This window comes from Robertkochia flava (assembly GCF_020166515.1).
Taxonomy (GTDB): Bacteria; Bacteroidota; Bacteroidia; order Flavobacteriales; family Flavobacteriaceae; genus Robertkochia; species Robertkochia flava.
This window is the reverse complement of the sequence record NZ_JAINZT010000002.1, coordinates 1-17,655: the sequence shown is the minus strand read 5'-3', so window position 1 is coordinate 17,655 and position 17,655 is coordinate 1. Positions and strand designations below refer to the sequence as shown.

Annotated in this window: 14 protein-coding genes; 10 read left to right on the top strand and 4 right to left on the bottom strand. The window is 46.5% G+C overall.

All coding sequences use genetic code 11. The features are described 5' to 3' along the window. Positions 1-2: 2 nt before the first annotated feature. From K7R11_RS00610 to K7R11_RS00600, 3 genes are all read left to right on the top strand, one after another. On the top strand, positions 3-452 hold the full coding sequence (locus K7R11_RS00610) for a YybH family protein (protein ID WP_224487838.1): 450 nt from the start codon (positions 3-5) through the stop codon (positions 450-452). Positions 453-686: 234 nt separating this feature from the next. Continuing rightward, the gene (locus K7R11_RS00605) at positions 687-1,373 is read left to right on the top strand and encodes a Tat (twin-arginine translocation) pathway signal sequence containing protein (protein WP_224487836.1); all 687 of its coding nucleotides are present in this window, start codon (positions 687-689) and stop codon (positions 1,371-1,373) included. 18 nt (positions 1,374-1,391) lie between these two features. Next, positions 1,392-1,808 carry a DsrE family protein gene (locus K7R11_RS00600; protein ID WP_224487834.1) on the top strand — a complete coding sequence of 139 codons (417 nt, stop codon included), beginning with the start codon at positions 1,392-1,394 and terminating at the stop codon, positions 1,806-1,808. A gap of 166 nt (positions 1,809-1,974) precedes the next feature. Here K7R11_RS00600 and K7R11_RS00595 read toward each other — a convergent pair whose 3' ends face one another. Then, a complete protein-coding gene (locus tag K7R11_RS00595; protein ID WP_224487833.1) occupies positions 1,975-2,799 on the bottom strand; it encodes a ZIP family metal transporter in 825 nt (274 codons plus the stop codon). Between the two features lie 5 nt (positions 2,800-2,804). Beyond that, a complete protein-coding gene (locus K7R11_RS00590) occupies positions 2,805-3,458 on the bottom strand; it encodes a metal-dependent transcriptional regulator (protein WP_224487832.1) in 654 nt (217 codons plus the stop codon). A 128-nt stretch (positions 3,459-3,586) separates the two neighbouring features. Between K7R11_RS00590 and K7R11_RS00585 the strand changes: the two genes are divergently transcribed. Next, the gene (locus K7R11_RS00585) at positions 3,587-5,809 is read left to right on the top strand and encodes a TonB-dependent receptor (protein ID WP_224489124.1); all 2,223 of its coding nucleotides are present in this window, start codon (positions 3,587-3,589) and stop codon (positions 5,807-5,809) included. Positions 5,810-5,869: 60 nt separating this feature from the next. Continuing rightward, positions 5,870-7,021: a lycopene cyclase family protein gene (locus K7R11_RS00580; protein WP_224487831.1), complete on the top strand. Its 1,152-nt coding sequence runs from the start codon at positions 5,870-5,872 to the stop codon at positions 7,019-7,021. On the opposite strand, the gene K7R11_RS00575 is transcribed toward K7R11_RS00580, so the two are convergent. Next, complete coding sequence (locus tag K7R11_RS00575; protein ID WP_224487830.1) at positions 7,022-7,996, bottom strand: polyprenyl synthetase family protein; 975 nt, start codon at positions 7,994-7,996, stop codon at positions 7,022-7,024. 129 nt (positions 7,997-8,125) lie between these two features. On the opposite strand from K7R11_RS00575, the gene K7R11_RS00570 reads away from it, so the two are divergent. The 4 genes from K7R11_RS00570 to K7R11_RS00555 are packed head-to-tail and all read left to right on the top strand — an operon-like array spanning position 8,126 to position 14,798. Then, positions 8,126-8,740: a TetR/AcrR family transcriptional regulator gene (locus K7R11_RS00570; RefSeq protein WP_224487829.1), complete on the top strand. Its 615-nt coding sequence runs from the start codon at positions 8,126-8,128 to the stop codon at positions 8,738-8,740. Next, positions 8,737-10,089: a TolC family protein gene (locus K7R11_RS00565; protein ID WP_224487828.1), complete on the top strand. Its 1,353-nt coding sequence runs from the start codon at positions 8,737-8,739 to the stop codon at positions 10,087-10,089. The genes K7R11_RS00570 and K7R11_RS00565 overlap by 4 nt, the downstream gene beginning before the upstream one ends. A 28-nt stretch (positions 10,090-10,117) precedes the next feature. Beyond that, a complete protein-coding gene (locus tag K7R11_RS00560; RefSeq protein WP_224487827.1) occupies positions 10,118-11,278 on the top strand; it encodes an efflux RND transporter periplasmic adaptor subunit in 1,161 nt (386 codons plus the stop codon). A 7-nt stretch (positions 11,279-11,285) separates the two neighbouring features. Then, positions 11,286-14,798 (top strand): efflux RND transporter permease subunit, encoded by a 3,513-nt coding sequence (locus K7R11_RS00555; protein WP_224487826.1) that lies wholly within the window; start codon positions 11,286-11,288, stop codon positions 14,796-14,798. A gap of 58 nt (positions 14,799-14,856) precedes the next feature. Here the strand turns inward: K7R11_RS00555 and K7R11_RS00550 are convergent, their stop codons facing one another. Further along, the gene (locus K7R11_RS00550; RefSeq protein WP_224487824.1) at positions 14,857-15,951 is read right to left on the bottom strand and encodes a PA0069 family radical SAM protein; all 1,095 of its coding nucleotides are present in this window, start codon (positions 15,949-15,951) and stop codon (positions 14,857-14,859) included. Between the two features lie 100 nt (positions 15,952-16,051). On the opposite strand from K7R11_RS00550, the gene K7R11_RS00545 reads away from it, so the two are divergent. Beyond that, positions 16,052-17,464 (top strand): Gfo/Idh/MocA family protein, encoded by a 1,413-nt coding sequence (locus K7R11_RS00545; protein WP_224487822.1) that lies wholly within the window; start codon positions 16,052-16,054, stop codon positions 17,462-17,464. The last annotated feature ends 191 nt before the right edge of the window (positions 17,465-17,655 follow it).

The following is a 17,655-nucleotide window of genomic DNA, read 5'->3' as shown; positions in this document are numbered from 1 at the left end:
ACATGAAATTTAAAGTTTTGATCCTCTGGCTTTTTTTGGGGCCCTTAACCCTGGTCAATGCCCAGGAATCCCTTAAGGAAAGCGATAAGAATGCCATTGAGGCTGTTTTGAAAATGCAGGAAGAGGCCTGGAACACGGCCGATATCGATGCCTTTATGGAAGGATACTGGAAATCGGAAGACCTCGCTTTTGTAGGTTCCGGGGGTGGGGTCTTTGGGTGGGAGGCCACCAAAGCGCGTTACCAAAAGAATTACCCTGATGCAGCAGCCATGGGGGAACTCAGGTTTGAGATCATTAAGATGCAACAGGTCAATGAAGGCGTAGCCCAGGTAATCGGGAAGTTTATCCTGGATCGGGAAAATGAAACCCTTAGTGGTTTTTTTACCCTGGTGTGGCGTAAGTTCGGAGATCAATGGCGTATCGTGAGCGATCACACCTCTTCTTCGGAGTAATCAAAAAAATAGTATAAGGACAAAGCCGGACCACTAAATTGGGTCCGGCTTTTTTAGTTTCCGGGATCATGTGTGGGTTTTCTCATAAAATTCATAAATATCTGAACATCAGTAAAATAAAACATGTAATTTATGTATCTTTGAAAGACGAGCCCTGTGCGTTTTTCCTTTCTTTTCCTTCTTGTGTTGGGTATATTTTTATTAATTCTTGTTTTTTAACCAATACAATAAACAATGGAACAGCAATCAACCAATCCCCGAAGAAACTTTCTCGGGTTACTGGCCATGGGGGCCACAGCCTCGGGCCTGTCTATGTTCGCTAATACTGCCATGGCTGTTGAAGCCCTTAATTTTGATGTGAAAGCCCTTCAGGATTCTGATGAATGGTTTAAAAAGATCAAAGGCAGTCACAGAGTGGTCTATGATGGTACAACGCCTCATGATGGTTTACCTGTGTTATGGACCTATGCTTTTTACGAGACCAATAACGCCACCGGAACTCCCGACGATGATATGACAGCCGTTTGTGTATTGCGCCATAACGCCATCCCTTTTGCCATGAAAGATTCCCTCTGGTATCAGTATAAACTTGGTGAATTTTTTGGCATCAATGATAACCAAACCGGAAAACCTTCCCTGAGAAACACCGTCTATGAACCCATTAATGGGGATTTCCCGATACCAGGAGTGCCCGGAATTAAGAAGATGCAGGAAAGAGGGGTCATGTTCTGCGTATGCGATCTCGCTCTGAAGGTCTATTCCGGGTTCATAGCCGAAAGCATGGATATCACAGATAAAGATCGGGTTTATGAAGAGTTCAAGGTGGGAATACTGCCCGATATTCAGATCGTTCCCTCCGGAGTCTGGGCCCTGGAACGCGCTCATCAAAACAATTGTGCCTACATTTTTGCAGGGAATTAATCTTTAATTGCAGCTGTCATGAAAAATATATGGAATTCTATAGTTGTCGCAATTCTGGTGGCCTCCTGTGCCATGGCACAGGAGCAGCCGGTAAAGATTCTCTTTGATGTAACCAGCAGCGATACCAAAGTCCAGGAAGCTGCAGTGCGCCATGTGGATATGATGTCTAAAACCTATACCGATTCGGAATTTGAAGTGGTCATGTACGGCGGGTCTTCACAGATGGCCCTCCAGGGAAAGTCTACTGTAGAAGACAAGGTAAGGGAACTGGTAGCCAGGGAGAATGTAAAGTTCGTAATGTGTGAAGGAACGCTGAGAAGGAAAGAAATAAAAAAATCAGAACTGATCCCCGGAGTAGGTACCGTGCCGGACGGGATCCTGGAGTTGGTAAACAAACAACAACAGGGTTGGGGCTATATCAAGGAAGGCGGATAGTGCTAAATAGTAAGGGTCAGAAATTGTTACCCGATTAATAATTGTTGCAGAAAAATCTCTTTAGCATGGTTTATAAGGTTAGCCTGAAGAGTTTTCATACTTGAATTAATTTGATTTAGCGATCATCAATTGTTGCAACGGTTGCCAAAGGGTAACAATTTCTTTTTTATCCCAGGGCCACATCCAGGGTCATCATGACCATAAATCCACCCATAAAGCCCATGGTGGCAATATCAGTGTACTTGTCCTGCTGTGTTTCCGGGATCACTTCCTCCACTACCACAAAGATCATGGCTCCGGCTGCAAAAGCCAGTGCATAGGGTAAAAGCGGAGTAAAAAAGGTCACAGCCAGGGCGCCGACCACTCCTGCTACCGGCTCTACGATTGCAGATAATTGTCCGTACCAAAAACTCTTTTTTCGACTCACTCCTTGCCTTCGTAAAGGCATGGATACCGCTATTCCTTCCGGAAAGTTCTGAATACCGATCCCTATGGCAAGGATCACCGCCCCGGCAATGGAAGCTTCCGGGATACCGGCGGCAACACCACCAAATAAAACCCCTACAGCCAGACCTTCGGGGATGTTGTGAAGGGTAATCGCCAATACCAGAAGGGCCGTTTTGTGAAGATTAGTCTCTACCCCTTCCTTTTCACTGGGCTTAAAGTTAATGTGAAGGTGAGGCAGAAATTTGTCGAGTACAAAAAGAAAAATGGCTCCAAATCCAAAACCTACAACCGCAGGGATGGTTTTGACAAAACCTTCTCCTTCGCTCATCTCAATGGCCGGTGCCAACAGACTCCAGAAACTGGCCGCTACCATTACGCCCCCTGTAAATCCAAGCATGCCATCCAGGACACTTCGTTTCATGGTCTTGAAAAAGAAAACCACAGATGCTCCCAAGGCAGTTACTATCCACGTAAAACTCGTTGCGATAAGTGCCCCGATCACCGGATCCAGTCCTTCAAAGAATTTTATAATGCTGTCAAACATAGATTTTAAATAATTTTTAAATAGATATTGTTAGCGGTCATCGCAGAAATATTGAATTTCCTGCCTTGTGTTTGTATCTCTACAGAGTTGTCGAAGGGTTCCCTTCGCACTATTCTGATTTCCTGCCCAAGTGCGATCTTCATCTTGTCGAGGTATTGAAGAAATTCGGAGGAGGAATTCTTCACCCCTACAACCAATCCGGTGTCTCCTTCCATGGCAGAGGCTATAGGAACCTTTTCCATGCTTTTGATTACTCCGTCCTTGTCTGGTATAGGGTCGCCGTGAGGATCAAAACGCGGATGATCCAGATAATCGTCCAGCTTTTCTATGAGTTTTTCGCTTTTGATGTGCTCGAGCTCCTCTGCAATATCATGTACTTCATCCCAAGGGAATTGCAGTTTTTCAACAAGAAATACCTCCCAAAGCCGGTGGCGTCTTACGATCCTGGCAGCCAGAAGCCTTCCCTTGGCGGTAAGTGCAGCACCCTGGTATTTCTTATAGGTTACAAGCCCCTTTTCTGAAAGTTTTTTTAGCATGTCGGTTACCGAGGAGGCCTTGGTTTCCATTCGGCCGGCAATGGCATTAGTGGCAACCTGCTCTTCCTTGTCGCGACTGAGATGAAATATGGCTTTCAGGTAATCTTCCTCTGATAAGGTCATTCAAAATTTAATTTAAAGCAAAAATACATTTTTAATCCTAAAAACAAATTTTTAGATTTGCCTAAAAATAAGTTTACTTGAGTATAATAAAGAGAGTCTTAACGGGAATTTTTACCATTGCTTTGGCAATGACGGCAGGTGCGCAGCAGGTTAACGTTTTGGTTAAGGATGCGGTGGGTGCTTTGCCCTATGCTAATGTATGGCTGGAAGAGCCGGGAAAGGGAGCGCCTTCAGGTAATGATGGGACGGCCATGATAGAAAATGTTCCGGAGGGAGAATATACCCTTGTCGTATCGTTTACAGGGTATATTCCTTATAAAGGAAAGATCGTGGTTGGGGCAGGTAGAAATGATTTCGAGGTAGTGCTCAAACCCGCTACCAGTCTGGATGAGGTTGTGGTTTCGGGAACGTTAAAACCCGTAAACAGGATGGAGACCCCGGTTCCGGTAGAGGTATATAACCCTGCCTATTTTAAAAAGAATCCCACTCCAAATATCTTTGAGGCCCTGCAGATCGTAAATGGGGTACGTCCACAGGTTAATTGTAACGTATGCAATACCGGGGATATTCATATCAACGGACTGGAAGGGCCGTATACCATGGTGCTTATTGATGGAATGCCACTGGTAAGCGGACTTTCAACTGTTTACGGGCTTTCCGGAATTCCCAATGCCCTTGTGGAGCGCATAGAAGTGGTTAAGGGGCCGGCTTCCTCCATATACGGCAGCCAGGCGGTGGGTGGTTTGATCAATGTAATTACCAAAGATGCTGAATTTGCGGATACCTTCAGTTTTGACAGCTTTTATACCGATTGGGGCGAATTAAATGTAGATCTGGGATACAGGGGGCAGATCAAAAATGTGGCCGATGTACTTACCGGGGTGAATTATTTCAATTACGATGAGCCTGTAGATAACAACGGGGATAATTTTACCGACCTGACGTTACAACACCGGGTTTCAGTATTTCAGAAATGGGATTTTAAAAGGCCTTCCGAAAGGATATTCTCCCTTGCAGGCCGGTTTTTTTATGAAGACCGGTGGGGCGGAGAAATGCAATGGACTCCCGAATACAGGGGCGGTGATGAGATCTATGGAGAGAGCATATACACCCGTCGTCTGGAAGTACTGGGTAAATACGAGCTTCCCTTTTCCAAAGGGTTGATGCTGAGTTTCTCTTATACCGACCACGATCAGAATTCGGTTTACGGAGACGTCCCTTTTCTGGGGCAACAACGCATAGGGTTTTCACAGCTTATCTGGGATACCACGGCGGGAGATCACAGTTTGCTTTTTGGAGCTGCGGTAAGGTATAATTATTACAACGATAATACTACGGCTACCGGCTCCGGTGTTCAGGATGAGCCGGATGAAGTGGTTATTCCCGGAATATTTATACAGGACGAGATTAGCCTGGGCGAAAAGGTTAAATGGCTGGTGGGCGGAAGGTATGATTACGACCGCAGGCATGGCTCGATTCTTACTCCTAGAACAGCCTTGAAGTGGTCGGTTTCAGACTTTGATATCCTGCGCCTTAATGCCGGTACTGGATTCAGGGTGGTCAATATATTTACCGAAGAACACGCCTCTCTTACCGGGGCAAGGGATGTGATCATAGCAGAATCGCTTAAGCCGGAACAGTCATGGAATGTCAACCTGAATTACCTCAAAAAGATCTATACGGCTAAGGGGCATTTTTTCGGACTGGAGCTGTCTGCCTGGTATACGCGTTTCAGTAACCTGATCCTGCCCGACTACGACACCGATCCAAACCAGATTATTTACCGAAACCTGGACGGCTATGCCATTACCACAGGGGTAAGTCTTAACGCAGATGTGGTCTTGAGAAACGGTTTAAAAATCCTTGCAGGGACCAGTATTATGGATGTGGCCAGGGTAGAGAATGGCCAGCGCAGCAGGCCGGTGCTTACCGAGCGATTTACGGCTACCTGGGGAATGAGCTACAGGATAGCGCCCTGGCATCTTAATATGGACTATACGGGTAATCTCTATGGACCTATGCGATTGCCTTTATTGGGAGAACTGGACCCGAGATCCCCGGAGTCGCCTTTGTACAGCATTCAGAACATTCAGTTCACCTATGACGGGTTTAAGAATTTTGAACTCTATGGAGGGGTAAAGAATCTCCTTAACTGGACGCCAGACCAGGGCAATCCTTTTCTTATTGCCCGGGCCGATGATCCTTTTGATCAGGGGGTGGAATACGATGCCCAGGGGAGTGTGATCCCAACCCCGGAGAATCCCTATGCCTTAACCTTTGATCCCTCATATGTTTACGGACCTAACCAGGGTATCCGGGCCTTCTTCGGTTTGCGGTATACCCTGGACTAGCTAAAGCGGAGTCCCTTTTTTTGAGGTAAACGTAAGAGTTTTATTGCTTATCTTCAGGGCATGAATACCCCAACTGCTGATTTTGATCTCGTAATTCTCGGAGCAGGTGCTTCCGGGCTTTTACTGGCAGATGCTTTACTTGCCGATGGGTGCTTTGATGATCACCGGATCTTACTGGTAGATCAGGCAAATAAGAATACCAACGACAGGACCTGGTGCTATTGGGAAGCAGGGCAGGGAGCGTATGACCATCTGCTGCTCAAAGAATGGGATAAGGCGGTTTTTAAATCCGCTTCGGGGGAACGAGAGTTTGCTCTGAATCCCTATACCTATAAGATGCTGCGCAGTGCGCCCTTTTATGAGGATGTACATCGGCGATTGTCCGAAAAGAAGGGTTTCGAGCTGCTGCAGGAGAAGGTGGTAGCTGTGGAGGACACCGGCGAGCTGGTTAAGATCACCCTGTCTCAGAGAGAGATCACCGCGGCCAAATGCTGCAGCAGTGTCAGGGACCTTGACTTTTTACATGACCGAAGAAAATATCCTTTGATCCAGCAGCATTTCGTAGGTTGGTTTGTCGAGACGGAAAGGCCGGTTTTTGATGAGAACAGGGTAACCCTCATGGATTTTTCCGTTCCCCAGGATGGAAATACCCGTTTTATGTACATACTTCCGGAGCGTCCGAACAGGGCGCTTTTGGAATATACCTTATTTTCTGCCGACCTGCTCCCCGAAGCGGAATACGAACAAGCCATTGCAGCCTACCTCTCTAAAATGGGCGTCAGCAAGTACCGTATCGTAGAAAAGGAAGCGGGAAACATCCCAATGAGTGCCTTTCCCCTACATTTAAAGAACACGAAGAACCTGATCTATATCGGTACTGCAGGAGGGTGGACCAAGGCCAGTACAGGGTATACCTTCCACAATTCCATGGTGAAGGTAAAGGAGTTGGTTCATTTTATGAAGACAAAAAGTGACTTCAGGATGTTTAAGACCCAGGATCGTTTTGACTTCTATGACCGGGTATTCCTTGAAGTGCTATATCATCATAACGAAATGGGAGCTGAAATATTCAGCAGAATGTTTCTGAAAAGTGACCCGGTAAATAACTTCCGGTTTTTGGATAATCAAACGAGGTTTACCCAGGAACTGTCGATCCTTCAGGTGATGCCAAAGGCTTTATTCCTTAAATACGCCATAAAGATTCTGGTCTGATCAGGTTGTTCTTTTCATCAGGCTGTGAGCGAACCCTTTCAGGATCGCCTTTTTCTCCTCGTCCTGCCCTAAGGTTGAAAGGATCTCCAGGGCTTTGTTGGTGTACGATGCTATGGCCTGCTGTGTGAGTTCAGCTGCACCACTGGATACCATCAGTTCTTTAACAGAATGTACCTTGTCGGTAGGGTCTTCCGGGTTTATCGAGTACAGGTGTTCCAGCTGGGTGGCGTCGTCCTTGCTTAGATTTTCAAGGGTTTTAAGATAGAGGTAGGTCTTTTTGTTCTCAATAATATCGCCCCCAACCTGTTTTCCGAAGGTCTCCTGGTCGCCAAAGGCATCCAGGTAATCGTCCATGATCTGAAAGGCAATCCCCAGGTGGATCCCGAAATCGTAAATGGACCGGGCCTCTTCTTCTTTGGCCCCGGCAATAATGGCACCCATCTTAAGGCTTGCTCCCAGAAGTACAGCCGTTTTATAGGTGATCATCTTCAGGTACTCCTCTATAGAGACATCATCCCTGTTTTCGAAGTCTACATCGTATTGCTGGCCTTCGCAAACCTCGATGGCGGTTTTACTGAAGAGACGGGCAAGGGCGCTGAAGGTTTCCGGTTCGTAATTCTCAAATAACTGGTAAGCAAGGATCAGCATGGCGTCTCCGGAAAGAATACCGGTGTTGATATCCCATTTCTCGTGCACCGTTTGCTTGCCCCTTCGCAGTGGTGCATCATCCATGATATCGTCATGCACCAAAGAAAAATTGTGAAATATCTCAACGGCAAGGGCAGCGTCCAGGGCTTCCTGGTGGTTACCCCCAAAGAGATCTGCCGTGACCAGGGTCAGGGTAGGTCGCAGACGTTTCCCGCCAAGCCCAAGGATGTATCGCATGGGTTCGTAAAGATTTACGGGTTCTTTCAGGTCTATTCGTGATTCAAGGTGGCGTAGAAAAATCTCGCGGTAGGCCTCGATACTTAGCATGCTCACAATTTTTCAGCTAAAATACCACAATTCATTATTTCAGCCTTAAACAATGCAATGTTAAATAATTGTAAAACGTTGGAAACTTTTTAAGTTTTTAAAGTTTCCTGAGTTAACTTTGCGTTCAATATGAGGGAAATTATTTTAAACAAAAGTGCTGAAATGTTCTTGCATTACGGATTCAAGAGCGTGACCATGGACGAGATTGCTGCCCAACTGGGCATTTCAAAAAAGACCATATATCAGCATTACAGAAACAAGACCGAGCTGGTGGAGGCATCGGTGTTCTATGTTTTCGAAACCATCTGTTCAGAAATTGACCGCGTTTGCGGTCAGGATAAGAGTCCGATCCGGGAATTGTACGAGATTAAAAAGGTGGTGCGTGAACATCTGAAGAATGAGAGTTCTTCGCCCTATAACCAGTTAAAGAAGTTTTACCCTAAACTTTTTACCCAATTGATACAGAAGCAGTATAACGTCATGATCGAAAGCGTGACCGAAAATCTGCATCGGGGTATCGCCATGGGGCTGTTCAGGGATGATATTGATGTTTTCTTTATTTCCAGGATTTACATTTCCGGGATGAACAGTATTAAGGATGAAGAGCTGTTTCCGAATGAAAATCACTCCATTCAGTATCTCACAACCCTGTTTCTGGAATATCACCTCAGGGCCATTGTAACCCCCAAGGGACTCCTCGAACTCAATCAATTTATAAACGAAGAAAAAACAATTCAGCAATGAAAAAATGCCTGATCATAGGTTTATTCATTTCGTTGTTCCAGGTGCAGGCACAACAAAAACAATACAGTTTCACCATGGAAGAGGCTATAAACTTTGCTTTAGACAGCAGTTATACGGCGTTGAATTCCCGAAGGGATGTCGCCAGGGCCTTAAAACAAAAATGGGAGACCACTGCTGCAGGTCTGCCTCAGATCGATGGTACAGTGGATTACCAAAATCAGTTAAAGCAACCTGTTTCACCTATTCCCGCAGAATTTTTTGGGGGAGAGCCCGGCGAGTTTATTCCGGTGGTTTTCGGGGTACGCCAGCAAATGAATGCCACAGCTACGTTAAGGCAATTGATATTCGACGGGTCATACCTTGTTGGTTTGGAAGCTGCATCCACCTTTCTGGATTACAACGAAAATGCAAATGAAAAGACACGGCTCGAGGTAAGAAAGGCGGTGATCAATGCCTATGGTAGTGTTTTGGTGACCCGGGAGCGGGTAGATATCCTGGAAAAGGACCGCGCAACCCTGGAAGAAAACCTGAGAGAAGCCACGGTAACCTTTGAAAATGGTTTGGCAGAAGAAGAAACGGTGGAGCAATTGCAGATCACCTTTTTACAGATCCAGACCGAATTAAGCAATTCTATCCGGATGCAGGGCATTGCAGAGGAGATGCTCAATATTACCCTAGGGATCCCCGTAGAGGCTGAGGTAGTCCTGGAAGACGACCTGGGTGTCCTGGCCATGCGAAATATGACGGCAGCGATTCTACAGGAAGATTTTAATCCGGAGTCTAATGTAGATTTCAAGATCGCAAAAAACCTGACCGAACAAAGGGAATTGGAGTTAAAACTGGAAAAAAGCAGGGCGCTGCCCAGTTTGAATGCCTTTGTGAATTATGGAACCACCGCCTTTGATCAGGATTTTATATTCCTGAATCGGGAAACACCATGGTATCAGAGTTCGGTCCTTGGGGTAAGCCTGAACATTCCCATATTCAGCTCCCTGATGCGAAGTGCCAGAACCCAGCAGGCAAAGATCGCCCTTGAACAGTCTAAAACCAGCTTTACCCAGGCTACCCAGCAGATTGAGCTGGAATATAACCGGGCCAGGAGTAATTTCAGATATGCGGTGGAGAAGTTTGATACCTCCAGGCAAAACCTGGACCTGGCCGAGCGCATCGAAGGAAAGAATCAGGTTAAGTTGAGGGAAGGTATAGGAAGTAGTTTTGAGCTTCGTCAGGCCCAAACCCAGTTATACCGTGCCCAGGAAGAATACATTATGTCCATGCTGGATGTGATCAATGCCAGGGCAGAGCTTGAAACTATTATCAATACTCCCGACTTAAGAATCGACAACTAAAAATTGCTTAAAAAACAGAAAAAGAAAAATGAAAAAACTAATAATACTCAGCGCTTTGATGGTACTGCTAACCGCCTGCGGCGGTGGTGGAAATTCGGTTGATGAGGTGATTTCTACCGGCGATCTCGATAAACTCAGGGCTAAAAAAGAGACGCTCCTGGCCGAACGGGATTCTTTAAATGGTCGGATAGCACGACTGGAACGTGCCATAGCTTCTGTGGATACGGTTCAGAAACTGGCCCTGGTCTCTGCCCTGGATGTTCAGGATACCGTATTTAGCCATTATGTGGAATTACAGGGTAATGTGGCTACCAGAAAGAATCTCGTGCTGAATGCTGAGTTTTCCGGTATTCTGAAGCAACTCCTTGTAAAAGAGGGGGAGCGCGTTGCCAAAGGTCAGGTACTTGCAGTTCTTGACGATGGAGGACTGGAGGCTCAGTTAGCACAATTAGAGGCCCAGGCCGATCTCGCAGAGACCACTTACCAACGCCAGAAAAGACTTTGGGATCAGAAGATCGGATCAGAGATTCAGTACCTCCAGGCAAAAACACAGTATGAAAGTGCAGCCAACGCTGTAACACAATTGCAGAACCAACTGGCCAAGACAAGGATTACCGCTCCATTTTCGGGTACGGTAGATGAGATCATCGCCGATCCGGGTACCAATCTTGCTCCGGGTATGCCGGTTATTCGCCTGGTGAGCCTGGAGGATATGTATGTAGAGGTGGAAGTACCAGAGATTTACCTCCCGCATATTAAAAGCGGAACCACAGTTAAGGTCTTTTTTCCGGTGTTGGGGAAAGAGGTGGAAACCAGTGTAAGGCAGGTAAGTGATTTTATAAAACCAACGAACCGAACCTTTAGAGTGGAGGTAGGAGTGCCTGCGCTTAACGGACTGGTGAAGCCAAACCTGACAGCCAGGGTGTATATTAACGACTACACCAATCCCGATGCTATTTTGATTCCGCAAAGCGTGATCACTGAGAATGCCGAAGGAGAGCAGTATGTGTATCTGGCTATCAACAGGGATCAACAAAACAGGGCTGTAGTTAAGCAGACCGTGGTGAAAGTGGGAAGAACGCAGGGTGATATGGTAGAGATCCTGGAAGGAATCGATGCCGGAGATGCTGTGATAGGCGAGGGAGCCAGGAGTTTGCTTCCTGATCAGAAAGTAAGGATTTTAAATTAAGGAAAACATGAGCAGGATAGAGAAGAATGCTGAGAAGGAGTTTGCACTCTCCTCCTGGGCGATTGAAAATAAAACCACTATTTATGTATTGATCGCACTGTTCCTGGTGCTGGGCCTTTCTGCATATTTTGGAATGCCAAGGGAGAACTTTCCGGAGGTTAAGGAAACAAAGATCTATATCAGTACGCTATATCCGGGGAATACCTCTGAAGATATCGAGAGGCTTATAACCGACCCGGTAGAAGAGGAACTCAAGAACGTGAGCAATGTGGTGGAGATTGTATCCACTTCCCAGGAAGACTATTCCATCATAACGGTGGAATTCGATGAGCACATCTCTGTAGAGACTGCCAAACAAAAGGTGAAGGATGAGGTCGATTCAAAAACGGCTAGTGAAGACTGGCCTGTTTTTAACGGGGCTAAAGTGGAGCCTAATGTTTTTGACCTGAACCTTTCGGAGGAAATCCCCATCCTCAATATCAACCTTAGCGGGAATTACCCGGTAGGGAAGCTGAAGGAATTTGCAGAATACCTGCAAGATAAGGTAGAGGAGCTTCCTGAGATCAAACAGGCCGATATACGTGGGGCACAGGATAAGGAGGTAGAGGTTGCTGTAGATATCTATAAGATGATGGCAGCCAAGGTGAGCTTTGATGATGTGCTTGCTGCCATTCGAAATGGAAATGTGACCATGTCTGCAGGGAATATGGTGAAGAGCGATCAACGCCGAACCATAAGGATCCTGGGAGAGATCGAAGATCCCTCAGAACTGGAAAACTTTGTGGTGAAATCTCAAAACGGGGCTGTGTATTTGCGCGATATCGCCTCGGTTCGGTTTAAGGAGGAAGATAAAACCACCTATGCCCGGGAATTCGGAGCGAGTGTTGTCATGCTCGATGTGAAAAAGCGGGCAGGAAAGAATATGATCGAAGCCGCAAATAAGATTGATGATCTTATTCGAAAGGCAGAATCAGAATATTTTCCGCGGGACCTCAAGGTGTCTATTGCGAATAACCAGTCTCAGAAAACATTAAACCAGGTAAACGACCTGGTAAATAACATTATTTTCGGGGTTATTCTTGTGGTCGGGGTACTGATGTTCTTCCTGGGGTTCCGGAATGCATTGTTCGTAGGGTTTGCCATCCCGATGTCTATGTTTATGAGTTTTATGATCCTCCAGGGATTGGGTTATACCCTGAACACCATGATCCTCTTCGGACTCATCATGGGGCTTGGAATGCTGGTGGATAACGGGATAGTGGTCGTTGAAAATGTATACCGGCTTATGGATGAAGAGGGCATGTCCAGAATGGAGGCTGCCAAAAAAGGAATCGGTGAGATCGCTGTTCCCATTATCATTTCTACTGCAACAACCGTAGCTGCTTTCGTACCTCTTGCCTTATGGCCCGGAGTAATGGGAGAATTCATGAAATTCTTCCCCATCACGCTTTCTGTCGTATTAGGGTCTTCTCTGTTTGTAGCGATCTTTATGAATTCTGCCCTGGTTTCTCAATTCATGCAAACCGGGGAAAAGGTGCTCACCAGAAAGCAATTGATCCTGTTAAGTATCATCCTGGGTGTACCGGGAATCTTTATTATGGTTTTTGGAGGTCCCGTTCGCGGTTTAGGCTCCCTGATGATCCTGACGGCTGTATTGTTCTGGTTGTACAGGTACTTTATTAAGGGTGCTGCAGATTGGTTCAGGAGGAAAGTGCTTTCTGCCATGGAATCATTTTACCAGCGCAGCCTTGCCTTTGCTCTCGACGGCTGGAAGCCCACAGCATTTGTTGGCGGTATCTTCGGGTTGCTTATCCTGGTCTTTGTTTTGTTTGGCTCGTCGCTTCAAAGTGGAAGAACCAAGGTGGAGTTTTTCCCGGATAACAGGCCAAACCAGATTATTGTATATATAGAATATCCCCAGGGTACGGATATTGAAAAGACCAACAAGCTCACCAAGGAGATCGAAGAACGCGTTTATGCCATCATTAATGATGAGGAGTACCTTGATAAGGGGTACAACTTCATGACCGAAAGTGCGGTTTCCCAGGTCGGAGAAGGGGCCGGCAACCCGATGACTGACGGAGGTTCTGTTGCAGAAATGCCGCATCGGGCCAAGATCAAGGCCACTATGCGTGAATTCAAGTTCAGACGCGGAAAGGATAGCGAAGGCCTGCGTGCAAAAATACAAGAAGACCTCAAAGGGATTTATCCCGGGGTGGCGATCTCTGTGGAAAAGGATGCGGTAGGTCCTCCGGCAGGATATCCGATCAACATAGAGCTCTCCGGAGATAATTATAACGAGCTCATTCAAACCGCAGAAGGTATGGTGAGCTTTCTCAATACCCGCAATATTGCCGGTGTGGAAGAGCTGAAGGTAGACGTGAATAAAGGGAAACCTTCCATGCAGGTAGAGGTCGACCGTCAGAAGGCCGGCGAACTTGGAGTGTCTGTGGGGCAGGTGGGTAATCAGCTCCGAAGATCCCTTTTCGGAGAAAAGGCCGGGATCTACAAGGAAGATGGAGAAGATTACGATATCTACATCCGCTTTAATCAGGACCTGCGGTACGACAAAAGTGCACTGTTCAACCAGAACATTATCTTCAGGGATCCGGCATCCGGACAAATCAAGGAGATCCCGGTTTCTGCAGTGGCATCACAGAAAAACACCTCTTCTTTTAGTGCGATCAAACACAACGACCTGAAAAGAGTGGTAACCGTATATTCCGGATTGCAACCCGGATTTACCGATGCACAGTCAGTAGTGAACAGGATCCGAAAAGAAATGCAGGGGTATGATGTTCCCGATAACGTTACTGTAGACTATACGGGGCAAATCGAAGAACAGAACAAGCAAATGCAGTTCCTGATGAGTGCTTTCTTTGCCGGGTTGGGACTTATTATGTTTCTGCTGGTCTTCCAGTTCAGCTCCATTTCAAAACCCACCATAATAATGCTCGCGATCTTCCTGAGCTTTATAGGAGTTTTTGGAGGATTGATGATCACCGGATGGCCCTTTGTTATAATGATGACCATGATGGGTATTATTTCCCTTGCCGGGATCGTGGTGAACAATGGGGTGGTGCTACTGGATTATACCCAGATCCTGATCGATCGTAAAAAAATACAACTTGGGATGGCGGAGGAAGCCTATCTTTCAACAGATGATCTGAAAGCGGTGATCCTGGAAGGGGGAAGAGCGAGATTACGTCCCGTGATCCTTACAGCGATAACCACCATCTTAGGGCTTATCCCGCTGGCCATTGGTTTGAACATTGATTTCTTTTCGCTGTTCACAACCCTTGATCCGCAGATATACATCGGAGGAGATAATGTGATTTTCTGGGGGCCTTTGGCCTGGACGGTGATTTTCGGATTGATCGTTGCTACCTTCCTTACCCTGATCATTGTTCCTGTGCTGTTCTATCTTTCATACAGGTTGAAAACGTGGATCTATGATTTGCGTAACGGAAAGCCTCAGGAAGAGGTAGAAGTGGAAAAGGAAGAAGCGGTATTGGTTTAAATATTTGTTTTTTAATTTAATTGTGGAAGGCTGCCGGATGTTTCCGGCAGCTTTTTTTTTAGAACAGACTTAACTGATCGCCCTCATTTCGTAAAAGGTGGGCTCTGCGCTCCTGAAAATCATCCTTATTCAGAACTACGGCCTTTTGATCTTTGAAGTACTTGTGCTGTGCCAGTTTAATAAGATGCTGTATCTGTGTGGCAATGACTCCTTCTCCTTTGTTTCTTGTCCCGAAGCGGGAATCGTTAAGCTGGCCGCCATGACATTCCTTGATCTGGGACAGGATCTTGGAAGCACGGTCTGGCATAGCCTTTTTTGCCCAGTCGGTAAACAGGGTTCCAAGAGCACCATTTAAGCGCACCACGGTATAGGCAATGCCGGTGGCACCTGCTTCTTTTGCTGCCCTGGCAAGCGGGAGGATCTCATGACTGTTTAATCCGGGTATTATCGGAGCGATCATAACCGTTACGGGAATCCCGGCATTGCGAAGCCTGGTAACCGTTTCCAGCCGCTTTTTAATGGTTGTGGTTCGCGGTTCCAGCAATCTTCTCGTTTTCTCTTCCAGGGTGGTTTTCGAAATATTTACGGTTATCAGATGGTTAGCGTTCAATTCCTCAAGCAGGTCCATGTCCCTTGTGATCAGGGAATTCTTCGTGATAATGCCTACGGGGTGTTGGTACTTCAGAAATACCTCCAGGCATTTACGGGTGAGCTGAAACTTCTTTTCGGCCGGCTGGTAACAGTCGGTATTTCCTGAGAGCACAATGGTTTCTGCTTTCCAGTTCCTTGCCCGTAGCTGATCCTCCAGAAGTTGAGGTGCCCTTCGCTTTACCAGGATGGTCCTTTCAAAGTCCAATCCTGCGTTCAGCCCCCAGTATTCATGAGAATTTCGCGCATAACAGTATATGCATCCGTGTTCACAACCCTGGTAAGGATTCAGGGAGTAAGACATGCCTACATCGGGACTGCTTACCTTATTGACAATTTTTTTCGGGTCCGTAAATAAATACCGTGTTTTATTATCGTCTGCAGAAACCCCTTCCTTCCGGCAATGTTCGAGATATTCGCCCTCCCATTCCTGGTGATGTTTTTCAAAACGGTTCGGATGATGTATCCGTGCACCCCTGCCTTGTGTATCAATTGTTTTGGACATAATCCAAAAATACGGAAATATTCCATAAAAAATAATTTTATTGGAGACGAGGTAATTTTCTTGTACCTTTTTTCTGTATTAAACTTGCTGTAAATCAATTATGAAAAGAAGAACCTTTGTAAAACGTGTGGCGGCTGGATCTGCCGGCTTGTATATTGTGCCCTCCCATGTATTGGGGGGCAAACATGTTCCACCGAGTGATACCGTGTATGTCGCTGCTTTTGGAGTGGGAGGGCGTGGAGCCCAGGTGATAGACGAGCTCGATAAAACCCGTAAAGTCAAATTTGTAGCCCTTTGCGATGTGGATGAAAAAAGGGCAGCAGCCACTTTTGAGAAGTTTGGAAAAGCAGCCCGCTACAAGGATTTCAGAAAAGTATATGACGAACGTCTGGGGGAGATCGATGCTGTAATGGTGGCTACACCCGATCATACCCATGCCACTATTGCCCTGCCCTATATGAATGCGGGAAAACATGCCTATGTAGAGAAGCCCCTTACTCATAATATAAGTGAAGCCCGCCTCATGCGTAAAGTGGCGGAAGAAAAGAACCTGGTTACCCAGATGGGAAATCAGGGAAGTTCAGGGGATGGTATCCGCACCCTTACCGAGTGGCTGGAATCCGGAGTATTGGGAAAGATATCCCGGGTAGATTGCTGGACGAATCGGCCGGTGTGGCCGCAGGGGTTTAAGGAGGTTACAACCGCGGAGCCTGTGCCCCAAACCCTGGATTGGGATCTGTGGTTGGGACCTGCCAAAAAGCGTCCCTATAACAGTGCCTATCTGCCGTTTCGCTGGAGAGGTTGGTGGGATTTTGGAACCGGAGCGCTTGGTGATATGGGGTGTCATATTCTGGAATCTCCCTTTAAAGGATTGGGTCTGGGCTATCCGCTGGAAGCTGAGGCGAGTTGTACCACCGTTTGGAGCGGCGATTTCGTGGAGTCGCCCCGAATGGATGCCTGTCCGCCTTCATCGGTGGTCCGGTTAAAGTTCAGAAATGAACGGGATGGTGATATTAAGGTGAATTGGTATGACGGGGGTATCATGCCCGAGATCCCGGCAGGATTGCAGGAGGGCGAAACCATTGGAACCAGTGGAGGCGGAAGCATATTTTACGGCGAAAAAGGCGTAATGGTAGTAGATACCTATTCGGCAAACCCAAGAATACTTAATATCTATAAAAACAATGTTGGGGAGCTGCCTAAGCCCTACCTGAAGCGCCAACGTGATAACCATGGTGAGAATTGGGTGAATGCTATTCTTAAGGGAGGTGAAACCTCTTCCCCGTTCTCCTATGGCGGGAAGCTTACCGAAGCTGTCTTGATGGGGAATCTGGCTATAAAAGCCTTCCAGTATAAGGTGATGGACGAAGATACTTCTCAATGGTTGCCCTATACCTATCCTGGCCGAAAAAAATTAATCTGGAACGGCGAAGATATGCGGGTGATGAATTTTGAAAAGGCGAATGAATGGATTAAGGGTGATTACAGACCTGGATGGGAGCTCAGTATCTGATAAGGTAGATCGGGATGGAACCCTGAACCATAGTTGAAAATAAAAAAGGCAGATCAATGATCTGCCTTTTTTGCCCCAAATCTTACCATGAACTTAACCTACTTATGCTATGGTGATATAAAAGTATGCGGTAGGAATATGCTTCAGAAATGAATCGGTTGAAATGTTGTTAAATTAGGTGAATGGAAGTT